This window comes from Kitasatospora sp. NPDC088548, assembly GCF_044753005.1.
Classification (GTDB): domain Bacteria; phylum Actinomycetota; class Actinomycetes; order Streptomycetales; family Streptomycetaceae; genus Kitasatospora.
Map to the genome: position 1 here is coordinate 216,510 of NZ_JBIVMI010000001.1, position 15,089 is coordinate 231,598.

15 protein-coding genes and 1 pseudogene are annotated in these 15,089 nt (G+C 75.2%); 5 read left to right on the plus strand and 11 right to left on the minus strand.

What is annotated here, in order from left to right; translation table 11 throughout:
* Positions 1-106: 106 nt before the first annotated feature.
* Together ACIP82_RS00950 and ACIP82_RS00955 are read right to left on the minus strand one after the other, a co-directional pair.
* The gene (locus ACIP82_RS00950) at positions 107-730 is read right to left on the minus strand and encodes a LysE family translocator (RefSeq protein ID WP_363606448.1); all 624 of its coding nucleotides are present in this window, start codon (positions 728-730) and stop codon (positions 107-109) included.
* 69 nt (positions 731-799) lie between these two features.
* Positions 800-1,015 (minus strand): cold shock domain-containing protein, encoded by a 216-nt coding sequence (locus ACIP82_RS00955; protein WP_363606447.1) that lies wholly within the window; start codon positions 1,013-1,015, stop codon positions 800-802.
* Between the two features lie 122 nt (positions 1,016-1,137).
* Here ACIP82_RS00955 and ACIP82_RS00960 point away from each other — a divergent pair, with 122 nt between their 5' ends.
* Positions 1,138-2,142 carry a helix-turn-helix transcriptional regulator gene (locus tag ACIP82_RS00960; protein WP_400649488.1) on the plus strand — a complete coding sequence of 335 codons (1,005 nt, stop codon included), beginning with the start codon at positions 1,138-1,140 and terminating at the stop codon, positions 2,140-2,142.
* On the opposite strand, the gene ACIP82_RS00965 is transcribed toward ACIP82_RS00960, so the two are convergent.
* The 9 genes and pseudogenes from ACIP82_RS00965 to ACIP82_RS01005 all read right to left on the minus strand — a co-directional run bounded on the left by ACIP82_RS00965 (position 2,133) and on the right by ACIP82_RS01005 (position 13,110).
* The gene (locus ACIP82_RS00965; protein WP_363606445.1) at positions 2,133-3,047 is read right to left on the minus strand and encodes an SDR family oxidoreductase; all 915 of its coding nucleotides are present in this window, start codon (positions 3,045-3,047) and stop codon (positions 2,133-2,135) included. The genes ACIP82_RS00960 and ACIP82_RS00965 overlap by 10 nt on opposite strands.
* Before the next feature lie 123 nt (positions 3,048-3,170).
* Positions 3,171-4,895, minus strand: a complete 1,725-nt coding sequence (locus ACIP82_RS00970; RefSeq protein WP_400649491.1) for an SDR family oxidoreductase — start codon at positions 4,893-4,895, stop codon at positions 3,171-3,173.
* A complete protein-coding gene (locus tag ACIP82_RS00975) occupies positions 4,892-5,758 on the minus strand; it encodes a M24 family metallopeptidase (RefSeq protein ID WP_400649494.1) in 867 nt (288 codons plus the stop codon). Before ACIP82_RS00975 ends, ACIP82_RS00970 begins: the two co-directional genes overlap by 4 nt.
* Positions 5,759-5,772: 14 nt before the next feature.
* A complete protein-coding gene (locus ACIP82_RS00980) occupies positions 5,773-6,858 on the minus strand; it encodes a PDR/VanB family oxidoreductase (RefSeq protein WP_400649497.1) in 1,086 nt (361 codons plus the stop codon).
* Positions 6,859-6,954: 96 nt separating this feature from the next.
* Positions 6,955-7,926: a metal-dependent hydrolase gene (locus ACIP82_RS00985; RefSeq protein ID WP_363606439.1), complete on the minus strand. Its 972-nt coding sequence runs from the start codon at positions 7,924-7,926 to the stop codon at positions 6,955-6,957.
* A 203-nt stretch (positions 7,927-8,129) separates the two neighbouring features.
* A complete protein-coding gene (locus ACIP82_RS00990; RefSeq protein WP_363606437.1) occupies positions 8,130-8,909 on the minus strand; it encodes an IclR family transcriptional regulator C-terminal domain-containing protein in 780 nt (259 codons plus the stop codon).
* Between the two features lie 421 nt (positions 8,910-9,330).
* Positions 9,331-10,383 (minus strand): annotated as a pseudogene (alc, locus tag ACIP82_RS00995) (allantoicase); the annotation flags it as partial.
* The gene (allB, locus tag ACIP82_RS01000) at positions 10,380-11,756 is read right to left on the minus strand and encodes an allantoinase AllB (protein ID WP_400649501.1); all 1,377 of its coding nucleotides are present in this window, start codon (positions 11,754-11,756) and stop codon (positions 10,380-10,382) included. The gene allB and the pseudogene alc, both read right to left, overlap by 4 nt.
* Before the next feature lie 202 nt (positions 11,757-11,958).
* On the minus strand, positions 11,959-13,110 hold the full coding sequence (locus tag ACIP82_RS01005; RefSeq protein WP_363606435.1) for a glycerate kinase: 1,152 nt from the start codon (positions 13,108-13,110) through the stop codon (positions 11,959-11,961).
* Positions 13,111-13,358: 248 nt separating this feature from the next.
* Here ACIP82_RS01005 and ACIP82_RS01010 point away from each other — a divergent pair, with 248 nt between their 5' ends.
* The 4 genes from ACIP82_RS01010 to uraH all read left to right on the plus strand — a co-directional run bounded on the left by ACIP82_RS01010 (position 13,359) and on the right by uraH (position 15,080).
* On the plus strand, positions 13,359-13,604 hold the full coding sequence (locus tag ACIP82_RS01010) for a thiamine-binding protein (protein WP_400650290.1): 246 nt from the start codon (positions 13,359-13,361) through the stop codon (positions 13,602-13,604).
* A complete protein-coding gene (locus ACIP82_RS01015) occupies positions 13,601-13,981 on the plus strand; it encodes a helix-turn-helix domain-containing protein (RefSeq protein WP_400649505.1) in 381 nt (126 codons plus the stop codon). Before ACIP82_RS01010 ends, ACIP82_RS01015 begins: the two co-directional genes overlap by 4 nt.
* A 204-nt stretch (positions 13,982-14,185) precedes the next feature.
* Complete coding sequence (gene uraD / locus ACIP82_RS01020; RefSeq protein WP_400649508.1) at positions 14,186-14,689, plus strand: 2-oxo-4-hydroxy-4-carboxy-5-ureidoimidazoline decarboxylase; 504 nt, start codon at positions 14,186-14,188, stop codon at positions 14,687-14,689.
* A 55-nt stretch (positions 14,690-14,744) separates the two neighbouring features.
* Positions 14,745-15,080 carry a hydroxyisourate hydrolase gene (gene uraH, locus ACIP82_RS01025; RefSeq protein ID WP_400649511.1) on the plus strand — a complete coding sequence of 112 codons (336 nt, stop codon included), beginning with the start codon at positions 14,745-14,747 and terminating at the stop codon, positions 15,078-15,080.
* Positions 15,081-15,089 lie beyond the last annotated feature (9 nt).

A 15,089-nucleotide genomic window follows, 5' to 3' on the forward strand; every position in this document is an offset into this window, starting at 1 on the left:
CCTCCAGTGCAGCCCGGACCGGCCCGGGGCGGCCATCGCTGGCCACCACCCGGGTGACGCTGCCCGGTCGCCGCCCCTGCCCCGCTCTGCGGCCCGCCACACGGCCTTACTCGGAGACCGCCAGCTTCAGCCCGAAGCCGACCACCACCGCACCGGTCACCCGGTCCAGCACCCGGCGCGCGGCGGGCCTGCGCAGCCAGCCGCGCACCACCTGGGCGAAGCCCACCAGGACCGTCGACCAGAGCACCCCCTCCACGACGTGCACGCAGGTCAGCGCCACACCGGTGGCGAAGTGCGGCGCGCCCGCCGGGATGAACTGCGGCAGCATCGCCACATAGAAGACGCCGACCTTGGGGTTCAGCAGATTGGTCAGCGTGCCGCGCCGCCAGCCGTACCCGAAACCGCCGTCCGCGGGCCCCACCGCGTCCGCCGCCGGCTCGGCGCCCCGGCTGCGCAGCATCCCCACACCCATCCAGACCAGGTACGCGGCCCCGGCCCAGCGGACGATCTCGTACGCCAGATGGGAGGCGGTCAGCAGCGCCGTCACCCCGGCCGAGGTGAGGGTGCCCCAGATCAGCGTGCCGGTCTGGATGCCGAGCACCACGCCCCACGCCTGCCGGCGGTGGCCGAGCGCGGAGGTGCGCAGGATCAGCGCGGTGTCGAGACCGGGGGTGAGGGTGAGCAGCCCCACGACGAGGGCGAAGGACCAGAGGGCGGTCGAGATCTCCATGGGCCTCGATCCTAGGCTCCCGGCTCCCGGCCCCGGCACACGGTCCCGGCACGCGGTCCCGGCGCCGGCTCACCGCGGCCGGACGCGCTCCGCGACCGGCCGGCCCTCCTGTTCGGTCGGGTCGTACTCCACCTTCTGGCCCACGGCGAGGCCGCGCGCGCCCCCGTCCTCGCGCGCGCCCAGGATCGAGTCGAAGTAGACGTACAGCGCGGGTCCCTCGTCGTCGGGGGTGATCGTGCCGTAGCCGTGGTCGGCGTTGTAGGACTTCACGGTGCCGGTGGCCATGGGTGCTCCTTCGCTCGCGCCGGGTGATGGCCCTGTGGCACCCATGATCGGTGCAGTGGGGGTGGGGCGCGCGTCCTAGGATCGGGCAGCAGGACCACGGCCGGGCGGGAAGGGCGGAGCGGATGCGGGCGGCGCGGGCGATCTCGTTGCTGTTGCTGCTGCAGGCGCGGCGGACCATGACCGGGGCCGAGCTGGCGGCCGAACTGGAGGTGTCCGAGCGCACCGTCCAGCGGGACGTGCTGGCGCTCGCCGAGGCCGGGGTGCCGGTGTACGCGGAGCGCGGGCGGGCCGGCGGCTACCGGCTGCTGGACGGCTACCGCACCCGGCTGACCGGGCTGGACCGGGCCGAGGCCGAGGTGCTGCTGCTCGCCGGACTGCCCGGCCCGCTGGGCGACATGGGGCTCGCCGACCCGGCACTGACCGCCCGGCTGAAGGTGCTGAACGAACTCGGCGAGGCGCCGGCCGCCGGGGTGCGGCGGTTCCACCTGGACGCGCCCGGCTGGTTCCGCACCGCGCCGGCTCCCCCGCTGCTCACCGAGGTCTCCCGGGCCGTCTGGGGCGAGCGGCTGCTGCGGGCCCGCTACCGGCGGCGGGCCGCCGAGCGGACGGAAACCCCCGAGCGGACGGAGACCGTGGCGCGGACGCTGCGGCCGTACGGGCTGGTGCTGAAGGCGGGCACCTGGTACCTGGTGGCCCGCCCGGAGGGTGCCACCGAGCCGCGGGTGTACCGGGTGGACCGGCTGGAGAGCGCCGAGCCGCTGCCCGAACGCTTCGAGCGGGACGAGGAGTTCGACCTCGGGGCGTTCTGGGAGGCCAGCGCGGCCGCGTTCGCCCGGTCCCTGCTGCGGGAGAGTGTCACGGTACGGCTGAGCCCGCTGGGCACCGAGCTGCTCCCCCGGCTGCTGGAGCCCGTCCCCGCCCGGCAGGCCCTCGCCACCGCCGGGGAGCCGGACGGCCACGGCTGGGTGACCGTCCGGCTCCCCGTCGAATCACTGGAGGTCGCCTACGACGAGCTGCTGCGGCTCGGACCGGAGGCCGAGGTGCTCGAACCGCCGCCGCTGCGAAGGCGGTTGGCCCAGGCGGCGGCCCGCACCGCTGCCCTGTACGGCGTTTCCGCTCAGCGGTAGCCGGCCGGGTCCAGCGGCCCTTCCGCCGTCTCCGCGTCCACCAGGTAGCGCCAGGCGTCCGGCCGGCTGCCGTCCAGATCGGTGAAGCCGTATTCCCCGGCCAGGGCGCCGCTGGAGAGGGACGTCCCGTTCCAGCGCGCCACGTCCGGGTCGGCGGCCAGCGCCACCACCGCCCGGCCGACATAGCCGGGCGACTCCGAGATGCCGAACTGCGGCTCCCGCTCGGTCGCCTCGCGCCAGGTCTCCTCGGTGACGCCGAAGTGCTCCAGCATGATCTCCGAGCGCATCCAGCCGGGCGTCAGGGCGACCGCCGTCGCCCCGCGCGGGCCGAGTTCGTGCCCCAGTGCGAACGCCATCCGCAGCACGGAGGCCTTGGCGAGGTCGTAGAAGAACGACATCCGGTAGCGGTTCGCGTTGTACTCGGCGGTGCCGTCCGTCATCTCCACCACCAGCCCGCCGGGCCTGCGCAGCAGCAACGGCAGCAGGTGGTGACTGGTGACGGCGTGCGTCTCGACCGCGAGACGCAGCAGGCGCAGCCCCTTGTCGAGGTCGTGCTCCCAGACCGGACGGTCCCAGGCGAACAGTTGCTCGCCGCCCCAGATGTCGTTGACCAGGATGTCCAGCCCGCCCTGTTCGGCGTCGATCCGCTCGGCCACCGCCGCCACCTCGGCCGGCACCAGGTGGTCCGCCCGCACCGCGATCCCCCGCCCGCCGGCCGCCGTGACCAGCTCCGCCGTCTCCTCCAGCGTCTCCGCCCGCCCGTACTCCGACCGGTGCCCCTCGGCACTTCGCCCCGTCCCGTACACCGTGGCCCCCGCGGCCCCCAGCTGGACGGCGATCGCCCGCCCCGCCCCCCGCGTCGCCCCCGCGACCAGCGCGACCCTGCCCTTCAGCGGCTGTGTCATGCCCTGCTCCTTCCCTCGTGCTCGCTCCGACCCCGCCGATGCTGCCGTGGAATCCCGACACCTCCTGTCGGGATTCCCCGCGGTAGTGCGAAGAAGCGCCGCGGGAGGCCGCGAGGCCTGCCGTCAGGTGACGTCGAGGCGGGCGGCGAGGCGGAGCAGGCCCGGGGAGAGGCGGCTGAGGAGGCGGGCGAGTTTCGCCTCGGGGGTGACGGGGACGACGGGTTTGCCGGTGCGGACGGCGTGCAGGACGGCGGCGGCGACCTTCTCGGGCGGGAAGCCGCGGCGGGCGTAGAGCTTGGCGGCGCGGGCCTGTTTGGCGGTCTGCTGGGCGGGGGTGGTGGCGGAGAAGGTGGAGGTGCGGGTGATGTTGGTGTTGACGATGCCGGGGCAGATCGTGGAGACGCCGATGCCGTGCCCGGCCAGTTCGGCGCGCAGGCAGTCGGAGAGCATGAAGACGGCGGCCTTGCTGGTGGCGTAGGCGGTCAGCGCCTTGGCGGGCAGATAGGCCGCCGCCGAGGCGAGGTTGACGATGTGGCCGCCCTCGGCACGCTCGGCCATCAGCGAGCCGAAGGCGCGGCAGCCGTGGATCACGCCCCAGAGGTTGACGTCCAGGACGCGCTGCCACTCCTTCTCGGTGGTCTGCAGGAACGTCCCGGAGTGGCCGATGCCCGCGTTGTTGACGACCACGTCGGGCACCCCGTGCTCGGCGGCGACCTGCTGGGCGAAGGCGTCCACGGCGGCGCCGTCGCTGACGTCCACCCGGTAGGCGTGGGCGGGCGGGCCGATCAGGGCGGCGAGTTCGGCGGTGCGCTCGGCGGCGGCGAGGTCGAGGTCGCAGACCACCACCCGGGCGCCGTCCTCGGCGAAGGCGAGCGCGGTGGCCCGTCCGATGCCGCTGCCGCCGCCGGTGACGACGACCAGCCGGCCGGGGTCCGGGGCCGCGCCGGGCTGTCCGGCGTCGACCCGGGCGGTGAACTCGCGGACCATGGCGGCCACGGCGGACCCCTTCTCCAGCAGGGCGGACCAGTGGGAGGCGCGCAGCGAACGGCGGGTCAGCCGCGGCACCCAGCGCTCCAGCCCCTCGGAGAGGAACTCTCCGACGTAGTGGTCCTCGGTGAGGGTGATCAGCTGGACGGGCACCTCGGTGGGCCGCTCGCGCGGGTGGCCCAGGGCGGGGCGCATATTGGCCCGGTACAGCTCGATGCCGCGCACGGCGTCCCGCCGCAGGGTGGGCTGCGGGTGGCCGGGGCGCGGGGTGACGCCCTCCAGGTCGCGCAGCACCCGGGGCCAGGCCCGGGCGAGGCCGAGCCGCCAGACGCCGGGGGCGAGGAAGGGCAGGTGGAAGGCGGTGATGTACCAGGAGTGCACGCCCTGGGAGAGCAGTTGCCGCAGGTGGCGCGGGGTGGGCCGGCGGTAGCGCTCGCGCAGCCAGTACCCCAGGTGGTCCAGGCAGGGGCCGGACATGGTGGTGTAGGAGGCGATCCGCTGCCCGGCGCCGGGCGCGGTGACGGCCTCCCAGGACTGCAGCGAGCCCCAGTCGTGGGCGACGACGTGCACCGGGCGGTCCGGGCTGACGGCGTCGGCGACGGCGAGGAGGTCGGCGGCGAGGTGCTCCAGCCGGTAGCCGTCGCGGGTGGCCGGCGCGCCCGACTCGCCGGCGCCGCGCACGTCGTAGCGGACCACGTGGTGGTCGCGGGCGAGGTCGGCGGCGATGTCGTCCCAGACCACATGGGTGTCCGGGTAGCCGTGCACCAGCAGGACGGTGGGGGCGGCCGGGTCGCCGTCCTCGAAGACGGCGAGCGGCAGCCCGCCGGAGCGGACGGTCCGGCGGCGGGTGGTCGTCGTCATCGGGTCGCCTCCTGGGCGGTCTGCTGCGGGGTCTCCCGCACGGTCCAGCGCCGGACGTGCGGCAGGTCGTCGTCGAGCCAGTACGCGTCGTCGTCCGTCACCACGAGCAGTTCCTCGAACTTGATGCCCACCTCGCGGAAGGCGATGTGCGGCTCCACCGCCCAGAGGCCCGGGGTCGGCGCGTGCCGGGAGGACCGGCCGTCCGCCCAGAGCGGTGAACGGCCGTGCAGGCGTTCGCCGATCAGCTCGCGGCCGAGCGTCTGGAGGGTCCGGACGCCGAAGCCGAGGACGTTCACCCCGGCCGGGCCGCGGGTGGTCGTCCTGGTCACCTGGTGGCCGATCACCCGGCCGGGGTAGACCTGGTGGCGGTTGTCGTAGCCGTGCGCGGCGATCTGCGCGTCCACCGCCGCGTACGCCTCGTCGAGCGGTTTGCGGGCGCGGACCTCGGCGAGGATCAGCTCGCGGTAGACCTTGAGGTCGGCGGCGAGACGGTCCCAGACCGGGTTCTCGCCGACCTTGCCGCCGTAGCCGATGTCGGCGGTGTAGCCGTCCACCACCGGTGCGCAGTCCAGCACATAGGGCATGCCCTCGGCCAGCCGCCGGCCGCCCGCGAAGAACTGGAGCGGGGTGTGGAAGTGCCGGAACGCCGTCCGGTCGCCGAACCAGGCGAACGGGATGTGGAAGAAGTCCCGCACACCGGCCGCGACCAGGCGGCGGCGCAGCTCCGCGGTGGCCTGCCGCTCGGTGACGCCCGGTTCGATCCAGGCGGCGACCTGTTCGGCGCAGTGGTAGGCGAGTTGCTGGGTCTCGCGGAAGCGGGCGAGGTCGTGCGCGGTGAACGGGAAGGACGGGGGCTCGGCCACGACGGGGCTCCTTGCTACAGATCGAGGACCAGGGTCTCGCCCTCGGCGGCCCGGGAGACGCAGGGCAGCAGGGCGCCGGCGGCACGCTGTTCGGGGGTGAGGCGGCGGTCGCGGTGGTCGGGGGTGCCGGCCAGCAGCCGGACCTCGCAGGTGCCGCAGAAGCCCTGGTGGCAGGAGTACGGCAGGTCGGGGCGGGTCTCGCGGAGGATGTCCAGGGCGGAGCGGTCGGCGGGGACGTCCAGCGCCGGGCCGGTCGCGCCGAGGCGGACGGTGAACGGTTCGCCGTCGGTGACCGGGGCGGCACCGAACCGCTCGAAGTGCAGGGCGGCGGCGGGTGATTCGTCCAGGGCGCGCTGGACGGCGGCGAGCATCGGGGCCGGTCCGCAGCAGTAGACGGCGGCCCCGCGCGGGGCGTGGGCCAGCAGTTCGGCGCCGGTGGGAACGCCGTGCTCGTCGTCGGTGCGCAGGGTGACGCGGTGCGGGTCGAGGGCGCGCAGCTCGTCCGTGTACGGGAGGGTGTCGGCGCTGCGGCCGACGTGGAGCAGCCGCCAGTCCAGGCCGTGCCGCCGTGCCTCGCGGGCCATCGGCAGCAGCGGGGTGATGCCGATGCCGCCGGCCAGCAGCAGCACGGCCGGTTCGGCGCAGAACGCGAAGCCGTTGCGCGGGCGGCGGGCCGTCAGGCGGCTGCCGGGGTGCAGTTCGTCGTGGATCTCCACCGAGCCGCCGCCGCCCGCGGGCAGCCGGCGGACGGCGATCCGGTAGGCGGCGCGGTCGGCCGGGTCGCCGCAGAGCGAGTAGTGGCGCTCGCGGCCGGAGGGCAGGGCGAGGCGCAGGTGCGCGCCGGGCTGCCAGGGCGGGAGCGCGGTGCCGGAGGGGTCGGCGAGCCGCAGCTCGACGACGTCGGCGGCGACCTGGCGGCGGCCGGTGACGACGAGTTGCAGCGGCGGGGTGGGGCGGCCGGGCGGGCGCCGGGGGTTGCGGCGCAGCAGCGGGCCGGCGAGGGCCGGGGTGTAGCGGTCGCCGAAGGCGGTGAGGCGCCGCATGAACCGGTCGGCGCGGGGGCGGCCGTAGAGGTCGGGGGGCGGGGTGCGCAGGTCCATCGGGCGGTCGGTCCCCGTTCTCGTCGGGTGGCTCGGGCGTCGGGTGGCACGGGCGGTTGGTGGCACGGGCGGCAGGCGGCCCGGCCGGTGGCGGGCTCAGTGGGCGGCGGCGCGGGCGGCCGGGGAGGTGGCGAGGTAGCCGAGCGCCTGGCTGGAGGAGCCCTCCTGGGTGGGGTGGTAGCCGGGCCGCAGGTACCGCAGGCCGGAGCGGAGCGACGCGACCGGGTCGGGCAGCAGCCCGCGCCGGGCGATCCGTCCCGCCTCGCGCCAGCTGGGCCGCAGCCGCCCGTCGAGGGTGGGGTCGGCGGCCAGCAGGAAGCGGGCGCCGCGCACCCAGAGGTGGACCAGCAGCGGTCCGGAGACGGCCATGCCGCGGATCCGGCGCAGATAGCCCGGGTCCAGGTGGACCATCAGGTCGTAGGCGACGCTGCGGTGTTCGACCTCCTCGGCGCCGTGCCAGCGGAGCAGGTCGAGCATGGTCGGGTCGGCCTTGGCGCGGTCCAGGCCCGGGGAGTTGAGCGCCCAGTTGCCCAGGAAGGCGGTGAAGTGCTCGATCGCCGCGACGAAGGCGACCCGCTCGATGACGTTCTCCCGCTGCTGGGCGGGCGTCAGGCCGGGCCGGTCGCCGAGGACGCGCCGGAACAGCCAGGCGATCTGACGGACGTAGGGGCGCGGGTCGAGGCCCTGGCCGAGCAGGTGGTCCAGGACCTCCTGGTGGGCCTCGGCGTGGATGGCCTCCTGGCCGATGAAGCCGAGCACCTCCTCGCGCAGCTGCTCGTCCCGGATCAGCGGCAGGGCCTCCTTGAACACCTTGACGAACCAGCGCTCCCCCTCGGGCAGCAGCAGGTGCAGGACGTTGATGATGTGGGTGGCCACCGGCTCGTCGGGGATCCAGTGCAGCGGCAGCCCGGACCAGTCGAAGCGCACGTCCCGGGGCTCCAGGACGAGGCTCTCGTGGACCCGGGCGGCGGGGCCGGCGAGGACGGGGACGGTCACGGCGGGGGCGGTCACGGCGGGGGCGGTAGGGACCGCGGGGACGCCGGGGACGGGGGCGGTGGAACGGGGCATGGCTGGGGCCTCCTGACCGGGGGGCGGGTGGCTCGCGCTCGGTTCCAGGGCAACCTACTCGCGGGTAGAGCCCCGCTTCAAGGGTTTCGACACTCTTATCGACATCAAGTCTAATAAGTGATGTGCGCCGGAACGGACCCCGGGAAACACCAAAGCCCCGCCTCGGCCGGCGGAGCTTCGTGGTACGGGCGACCGCTGGGCCGTCAGACGGCCATCGCGAGCATCAGCGGCGCGGCACGGGCCGCGAGCAGTTCGGCGGCGGCCTTGAGCCGGTGCACATTGCCGACCGGCATCGAGGTGGCCAGGCAGCCGACGGTGCTGCCCGCCGTCACCGGGACGGCGGCACAGACCGTGCCGAGCGCGTACTCCTGGAAGTCCAGCACCGGCACGGTGGCGGGCTGGCGCTCCAGCCGGTGCATCAACTGGTCGGCGTCGACGACCGTCCGGGAGGTCAGCCGGGCCACCGGGTGCCGGGACAGGTGGTCCCGGCGGGCGTCGTGGTCGAGCTGGCTGAGCAGGCACTTGCCGATCGCGCTGGCGTGCGCGGTGGCCCGGAAGTCCACCCACTCCTGCACCGCCGGGGCGTCGTCGGCCGCGGCGACCGCCTCCACCGACAGCTCGCCGTCGTGGTAGCGGCTGAAGTACACCGCCGCGCCCAACTCGTCACGCAGTTCGGCGAGTTTGCGGTTCAGCCGGGCCCGCACCAGCTGCTCCCGGTTGTGCTGGCCGAGCAGCGCGAAGGTGCCGCCGAGCACCCAACCGCCGTCCTGGCACTGGAGATAGCCCTCGATCTCCAGGATCTCGGCGAGCCGGCGGACGGTCGGCAGCGCCAGGGACGTCTCCCGGGCGAGAGCGACCAGGGTGGCGCCGTCGGGGTGCCGGTCGACGGCCTCCAGCAGTCTGAGGGCGTGCTGCAGGGAGGTGAACGGACCGGGCTCGCCCTGGTCCAGCGTGGCGTGACGACCCGGGGCTGGTGTCGACATGTCGTCCCCTTCCGATGTCCGCCCGCGAAACCACCCGCGAGCTTCTCCAGCCTAGCCACCCATGGGCTCCGGCAGTTGTCCTCCGCCAATATTGGTGGAGGTTGCACGAAGGACTTGACTGGCACCGGCCCGGCCGTTACGTCCGCGCCGGGGTCCGGCGGCATCCACCCGGGGTGTCGGACGGTCAGATTCCGAGCAGGCGCCGGACGGCCGCGCGGCGGCGGGCGGAGTACCCGTCGTCCGGACCGCCGTTCGCGCCGTCATCCGCGCGGTCCGCCGGCCAAAGCGCGGCGACGGCGGCGGTGGCCGCGGACCGGCCGGACAGCGGGCGGGCGGCGGTCAGCGCGGCGGCCTCCTCGCCGGCCAGGCCCGCCCCGGTCAGGGCGGCGACGGCCTCGGCGGCCGGGACGGCGTCGAACCAGCGCAGCGCGAGGGCGGCGCGGCCCGCCTCGGTGAGCCGACCGGTCAGCCGGAGCCGGGCCAGGCCGCCGTCCGGGTGGACGTTGATCCGCACATGGGTCACCGGGCGGCCGGCGTCGAGCCGGAAGCGGTGCCGGGTGTCGGGCTGGAGGCGGGTACGGGGCAGGAGCTCGAACCAGCCGGCCGCGTCCTCGGGCGGGTCGCCGCCCGCGGAGGCGTCGTAGCCGGTCAGGTCGGCCCAGCCGGGCGCGTTGGCGACGAAGTGGGTGGTGTCCACCTCGACGGCCAGGACCTCGCCGCCGGCGGCCAGGGCGATCCGCACCCAGTCGTTGGCCTTGTCGCGCCGACGCCTGGTCTCCCAGCCCTCGCCCATGACGGAGGCACGGCCGGGAGCGTTCAGGTTGTGCGGGGAGGAGAAGTAGCGGTCGGACGCCGCCTCGGCCACGCCGCCGTACTCCTGGGCGGCCAGGTCGAAGGTGAGACCGTCCAGCTCACGGGGGTCGGGCAGCACCTCGCCGTGCACCCGCAGCCGGGCGACGCCGCCGTCCGGGAAGATGTTGAGGCGGACGTGGGTGAAGCGGGCCGGGCTGTCGACGGCGAACTCGTGCGCGGTGTCACCCCGGAGCGGGGTGCGCGGCACCAGTTCGACCCACGCGGCGGCCTGGAGTTCCTCGGGCGAGGGGTGGCCGGGCACCGAGGCGGCCTCGACCGAGGCGCTCTCCGGGTGGTTGCCGGTGAAGTGGGCGGTGTCGACGATCACGCCACGGATCACGCCGCCGGCGCCGAGCCGCACGATCGTCCAGTCGTGGTCGTCGTCGGCGGGGTGCGGCTGGTCGGCGCTGACGCCGCGGCGGCGCTTGGACTCCCAGCCGTCCATGATCTGGCCCTTGTGGCCGAAGGTGTGCGGGCGGAACTCGGCGGGCCGGGCGACCAGCAGGTTCTCGGCGTCCGCGAAGGTGTCCTCGTTGGTGGCGACGACGCCGGCGCCGAGCAGCCGGGACGCCAGGTCGACCAGCTCGGTGAACGGGGCACTCGGGGTGTGGACGGTGCTCACTTCGGCTCCTGGGGTCGGGTGATCTGGCGGCCGAAGGGCTCGGCGGCGGGGTCGACCACCCGGCCGCGGAGCCAGGTGGTGCGGACGGTGCCGGTCAGCGTCCGGCCCGCGTACGGGGTGACGGGGTTGCGGTGGTGCAGTTCGGCGGCGCGCACCGCGAACGCGCCGTCGGGGTCGAAGGCGACCAGATCGGCGTCGCCACCGGCGGCGATGGCGCCCTTGGTGCCGGTCAGACCGGCCAGCGCGGCCGGGCCGGCGGCCATCCAGCGGACCACGTCGGCGAGGGTGTGGCCGCGCCGGCGGGCCTCGGTCCAGACGGCGGGCAGGCCCAGCTGGAGGGAGGCGATCCCGCCCCAGGCGGCCGCGAAGTCGCCGCTGCCGCCGAGTTCGGGCAGCAGCTTGAGGTCCGGGGTGGACGGCGAGTGGTCCGAGACGACCGCGGCGAACTCGCCGTTCGCCAGGGCCTCCCAGAGCCGGTCGCGGTTGGACTCGTCGCGGATCGGCGGGCAGCACTTGAAGGCGGTGCCGCCGTCCGGCACCTCCTCGGCCGCGAGGGTGAGGTAGTGCGGACAGGTCTCGGCGGTCACCCGGACACCGTCCTCGCGGGCCCGGCGCAGCAGCGGCAGCACGGCGGCGGCGGAGACGTGCAGGATGTGGACCCGGGCGCCGGTGCGACGGGCCGTGTCGAGCAGCCGGGCGACGGCGGCGGTCTCGGCGGCGGCCGGGCGGGAGGCGAGGAAGTCGCGGTAGTGCGCGCCGGGCCGCTGCGGCGCGGCGGCCAGGACGGCCGGGTCCTCGGCGTGGACGATCGCCAGGGCGCCGATCCGGGCCTGTTCGACCAGCGCGGCCTCCAGGGCGGCCTGCTCGACGTGCGGGAACTCGGCCACCCCGGAGGGTGCGAGGAAGCTCTTGAAGCCGAACACCCCGGCGTCGTGGAGCGGTTGGAGGTCCGGGACGTTGCCGGGGACGGCGCCGCCCCAGAAGCCGAGGTCGACCCAGGCCTGGCCCTCCGCGGTCCGCCGTTTGGCCGCCAGGCCGTCGGGGGTGGTGGTGGGCGGAACGGAGTTGAGCGGCATGTCGACGATCGTGGTGACGCCGCCGGCCGCGGCGGCCCGGGTGGCGGTGGCGAAACCCTCCCACGCCGTCCGGCCCGGCTCGTTCACGTGCACATGGGTGTCGACCAGGCCGGGGAGCAGGGCGGTGTCACCGAGGTCGGTCACCGGCCGGCCGTCGACGGGCGCCGAGCCGTGCGCGGCGACCCGCTCGATCCGTCCGTCCCGGATCAGCACATCGGCGGGGCGTTCGCCGTCCGGCAGGACCACCCTGCGGGAGCGGATCACCGCCGGGTGCGGCGGAGTCTCGCTGAGGGGCATCTGAACCTCCGAAACCTGGGAACGGGTGGAGACACCGAAGGGAACGGCGAAGCAGGTGCGGCAGGGAGCGGCGAGGGAACAGCGAAGGCGTGCACGGCAGTTGGTGCCGCGGGTCTGACCCCGACCGGGTCGGCGGCGGCAGCGTGCTGGGAGCCTAGGCCCGCCTTCAACAAAACGTCAACGCCCGATCGCGCGCGGAAGATCAAGCCGCACCGCCCCCGAGGAAGGCGACCGCCAGCCGCTCCCCCGCGACCTCGGCCAGCTCGGCCGCCCTGGTCGTACTGTCCCCGGGCCGCTCGGCCAGCTCGGTGAGCGCGTACGCCCCGGCGAACCCGGCCGCCCGCCACTCCCGCTCCGACAGCTCCAGCCGTCCCGCCACGGCGACCACCGGGACTTCCGACCGGGCAGCCGCCGCGGCCACCCCGGCGGGGGCCTTGCCGTGCAGCGTCTGCGCGTCCAGACAGCCCTCGCCGGTCACGACCAGGCGCGCGCCCCGCACCGCCTCGGCGAAGCCCAGCAGTTCGAGCATCAACGCGATGCCGGGCCGCATGGTGGCACCCAGCAGGGCGAGGGCGGCGAAGCCCACCCCGCCCGCGGCACCGGCCCCGGGGGCGTCGCGCAGGTCCCGGCCGACGGCGGCGCCGACCAGGTCGGCGAAGCGGGTCAGCCCCTCCTCCAGTACCACCAGGTCGTCGGCGCCGGCACCCTTCTGCGGGCCGTACACGGCGGCCGCGCCGCGCGGGCCGAGCAGCGGGTTGTCCACGTCGCAGGCCACCACGACGCCGGCCCCGGCGAGCACGTCGGCCGACCGGCCGAGGTCGATCCGGGCCAGCCGGCGCAGCGCGGCGCCGCCGGCCGGGAGTTCGGCGCCGTCGGCGTCCAGCAGACGGACGCCGAGCGCCTGGACCATGCCCGCGCCGCCGTCGGTGCAGGCGCTGCCGCCGAGGCCGAGCACGATCCGCCGGGCGCCCAGGGCCACCGCCCGGCCGATCAACTGGCCGACCCCGTACGAGCCGGCCGCGAGCGGGGCGGTCCGGCCGCCGGGGAGGCGGGCCAGTCCGGCGGCCTGCGCCAGTTCGACCACGGCGGTGTCGCCCCGGACGGCGAACGCGGCGGCCACCGGCAGCCCGGTCGGGCCGGTCACCTCGGCCGGGATCCTGGTGAAGCCGGCCGCCAGCGCGGCCGCCAGGGTGCCCTCGCCGCCGTCGGCGACGGGCAGTTCGCGGACCTCGGTACCGGGTGCGGCCCGGCGGATCCCGGCGGCGATCCGTGCGGCGGCCTCGGCGGCCTCCAGCGTGCCCTTGAACTTGTCGGGAGCTACGACCACATGGCCCTGGCGGGGGGTGGCGGGCATGGTGCGGGCCTCACTTCCGGACGGTCTGGCGATGGTCCGACAAGCATGTGCCCTGGGGGCGGGGCTCGGCGCCTCCGCCGCCCGGCGACCGGGTGCGGCGCCCGCCCAGGGGATCGGCGTACGGCCTGCCGGAGACCGGCCCCCGACCGGGACGCGCCCGCGCTCGTCAGGGCTTGTCCGACCATTCGCGTCACATCAACGCGCGGCGGGAATGGTCAGACAAGCCCTAAAGTGAGCAAGTGCGATTGATGGTGGAGTTCACGACAGAACCGTTCGAACTGGAGACGTTCCCGGAGCACGCCGTGGCGGCCCGGAAGGCGGTCGACGAGGCCGGCTTGACCGTCGCGGTCGGCCCGTTCGGCACCGGCGCGGAGGGCGAGGCCGACCAGGTCCTGGCCGCCGTGACCAAGCTGCTGCGGGAGACCCTGGACGCCGGCGCGACCCGGATCTCGGTCCAGGTCAGCGTGCTCGGCGAGGAGGGCGGTAGGCCGTGACCGAGCATGCGGAGCACCCGCTCGCCGCGGCGGTGAAGCCGCTGCTGGACGCGATCGGCGCGACGCCCGTCCCGCCGGCCGAGGCGAAGGGCGAGGACGTGGTGCTGGAGTGGGAGGGCGCCCCGGCCCTGGCCGTCCGGCTGCCGCACCTGAGCAGCGCGCTGGACCGGCTGCTGGCGGAGATGACCCGCCAGTTCGACGGCCGCCCGCTGGCCGAGCTGGACCGCGGGGAGAAGCAGCGGGTGGTCGCCCTCCTGGAGGAGCGCGGCGCCTTCACCGTCCGCCACGGGGTGGAGACGGTCGCCTCGGCGCTCGGGGTCAGCCGCTTCACCGTCTACAACTACCTCAACCGCCAGGACGGTTCGAAGTCCGGCTGATCGCGGCGGCACCGGGGGCCGGGAGTCGGTCCGGACCGGCCGGGACCGGCCCCCGGCGGGCGCGTTCGGCGTATCGCACAACGGAACGCCCCCGCGACCGGGACCGACTCACACCATAACCACCAACTGTTCAACAAAGTGTTGACGGCCCGGGTGGGCAGATCTAGCTTGTGCGGGTGGCGCCACTCTCCAGGAGGTCCACCCGTGACCAACCGCCCCCACGCCCTCGACGCCCTGGCCGCGGCCGACGCCGCCGACCTGACGGCAATCCTGCTGGAGATCTGTTCCAGCCCCCGCTGGGCCACCACCGTCGCGGCAGCCCGGCCGTGGCCCGACCGCGAGGCCCTGCTCGCCGCCAACGAGGCGGCCATGGCCACGCTGACCACCGAAGACCTGCGCGACGCGATGGCCGGCCACGCCCGGATCGGCACACCCATGGCGGGCGACGCCACCGCCGAGCGCGAGCAGGCCGGCATCCGGAGGGCGGACGGCGCTCTCCTCGACGCCCTGCACGAGGCCAACGCCGCCTACGAGGCGAAGTTCGGCCATGCGTTCCTGATCTGCGCGACCGGCCGCACCGCGGCCACCATGCTCGCCGCCCTGCGCGAGCGCCACCCCAACGACGCCGCCACCGAGACGGAGATCACCCGGGGCGAGCTGCGCAGAATCAACGACATCCGCATCAACCGGCTGCTCGACGGATCCTGACGTACCGTCAGATCCGACAGGTCCCACCTCTGCCATCAGTAAGGTCACTTCGCCCATGACCGGCATCTCCACCCATGTGCTCGACACCAGCCTGGGCCGCCCGGCCGCCGGCGTCCCGGTCGAGCTCGCACTGCAGACCGAGGGCGGCTGGCAGGTGCTCGGCGCCTCCGTCACGGACTCCGACGGCCGGGCCGAGGACCTGCCGGCCGCGGAGGCGGGCTCGGTCGTCCGGCTCCGCTTCGGCACCGCCGCTTACTTCGCCGCGGTGTCGGACGGGACGCCGTTCTTCCCCGAGGTCGCGATCGTCTTCACGATCGCGCCCGCGCAGCACCACTACCACGTGCCGCTGCTGCTGAACCCGTTCGGATACTCGGTCTACCGCGGAAGCTAGGCCACTTCA

Excerpts from the sequence above, each read along its gene's own strand:
- ACIP82_RS00950 (WP_363606448.1), bottom strand. The coding sequence starts at position 730 with ATGGAGATCTCGACCGCCCTCTGGTCCTTCGCCCTCGTCGTGGGGCTG.
- ACIP82_RS00955 (WP_363606447.1), bottom strand. The coding sequence starts at position 1,015 with ATGGCCACCGGCACCGTGAAGTCCTACAACGCCGACCACGGCTACGGC.
- ACIP82_RS00960 (WP_400649488.1), top strand. The coding sequence starts at position 1,138 with ATGCGGGCGGCGCGGGCGATCTCGTTGCTGTTGCTGCTGCAGGCGCGG.
- ACIP82_RS00965 (WP_363606445.1), bottom strand. The coding sequence starts at position 3,047 with ATGACACAGCCGCTGAAGGGCAGGGTCGCGCTGGTCGCGGGGGCGACG.
- ACIP82_RS00970 (WP_400649491.1), bottom strand. The coding sequence starts at position 4,895 with ATGACGACGACCACCCGCCGCCGGACCGTCCGCTCCGGCGGGCTGCCG.
- ACIP82_RS00980 (WP_400649497.1), bottom strand. The coding sequence starts at position 6,858 with ATGGACCTGCGCACCCCGCCCCCCGACCTCTACGGCCGCCCCCGCGCC.
- ACIP82_RS00985 (WP_363606439.1), bottom strand. The coding sequence starts at position 7,926 with ATGCCCCGTTCCACCGCCCCCGTCCCCGGCGTCCCCGCGGTCCCTACC.
- ACIP82_RS00990 (WP_363606437.1), bottom strand. The coding sequence starts at position 8,909 with ATGTCGACACCAGCCCCGGGTCGTCACGCCACGCTGGACCAGGGCGAG.
- allB (WP_400649501.1), bottom strand. The coding sequence starts at position 11,756 with ATGCCCCTCAGCGAGACTCCGCCGCACCCGGCGGTGATCCGCTCCCGC.
- ACIP82_RS01005 (WP_363606435.1), bottom strand. The coding sequence starts at position 13,110 with ATGCCCGCCACCCCCCGCCAGGGCCATGTGGTCGTAGCTCCCGACAAG.
- ACIP82_RS01010 (WP_400650290.1), top strand. The coding sequence starts at position 13,359 with ATGGTGGAGTTCACGACAGAACCGTTCGAACTGGAGACGTTCCCGGAG.
- uraH (WP_400649511.1), top strand. The coding sequence starts at position 14,745 with ATGACCGGCATCTCCACCCATGTGCTCGACACCAGCCTGGGCCGCCCG.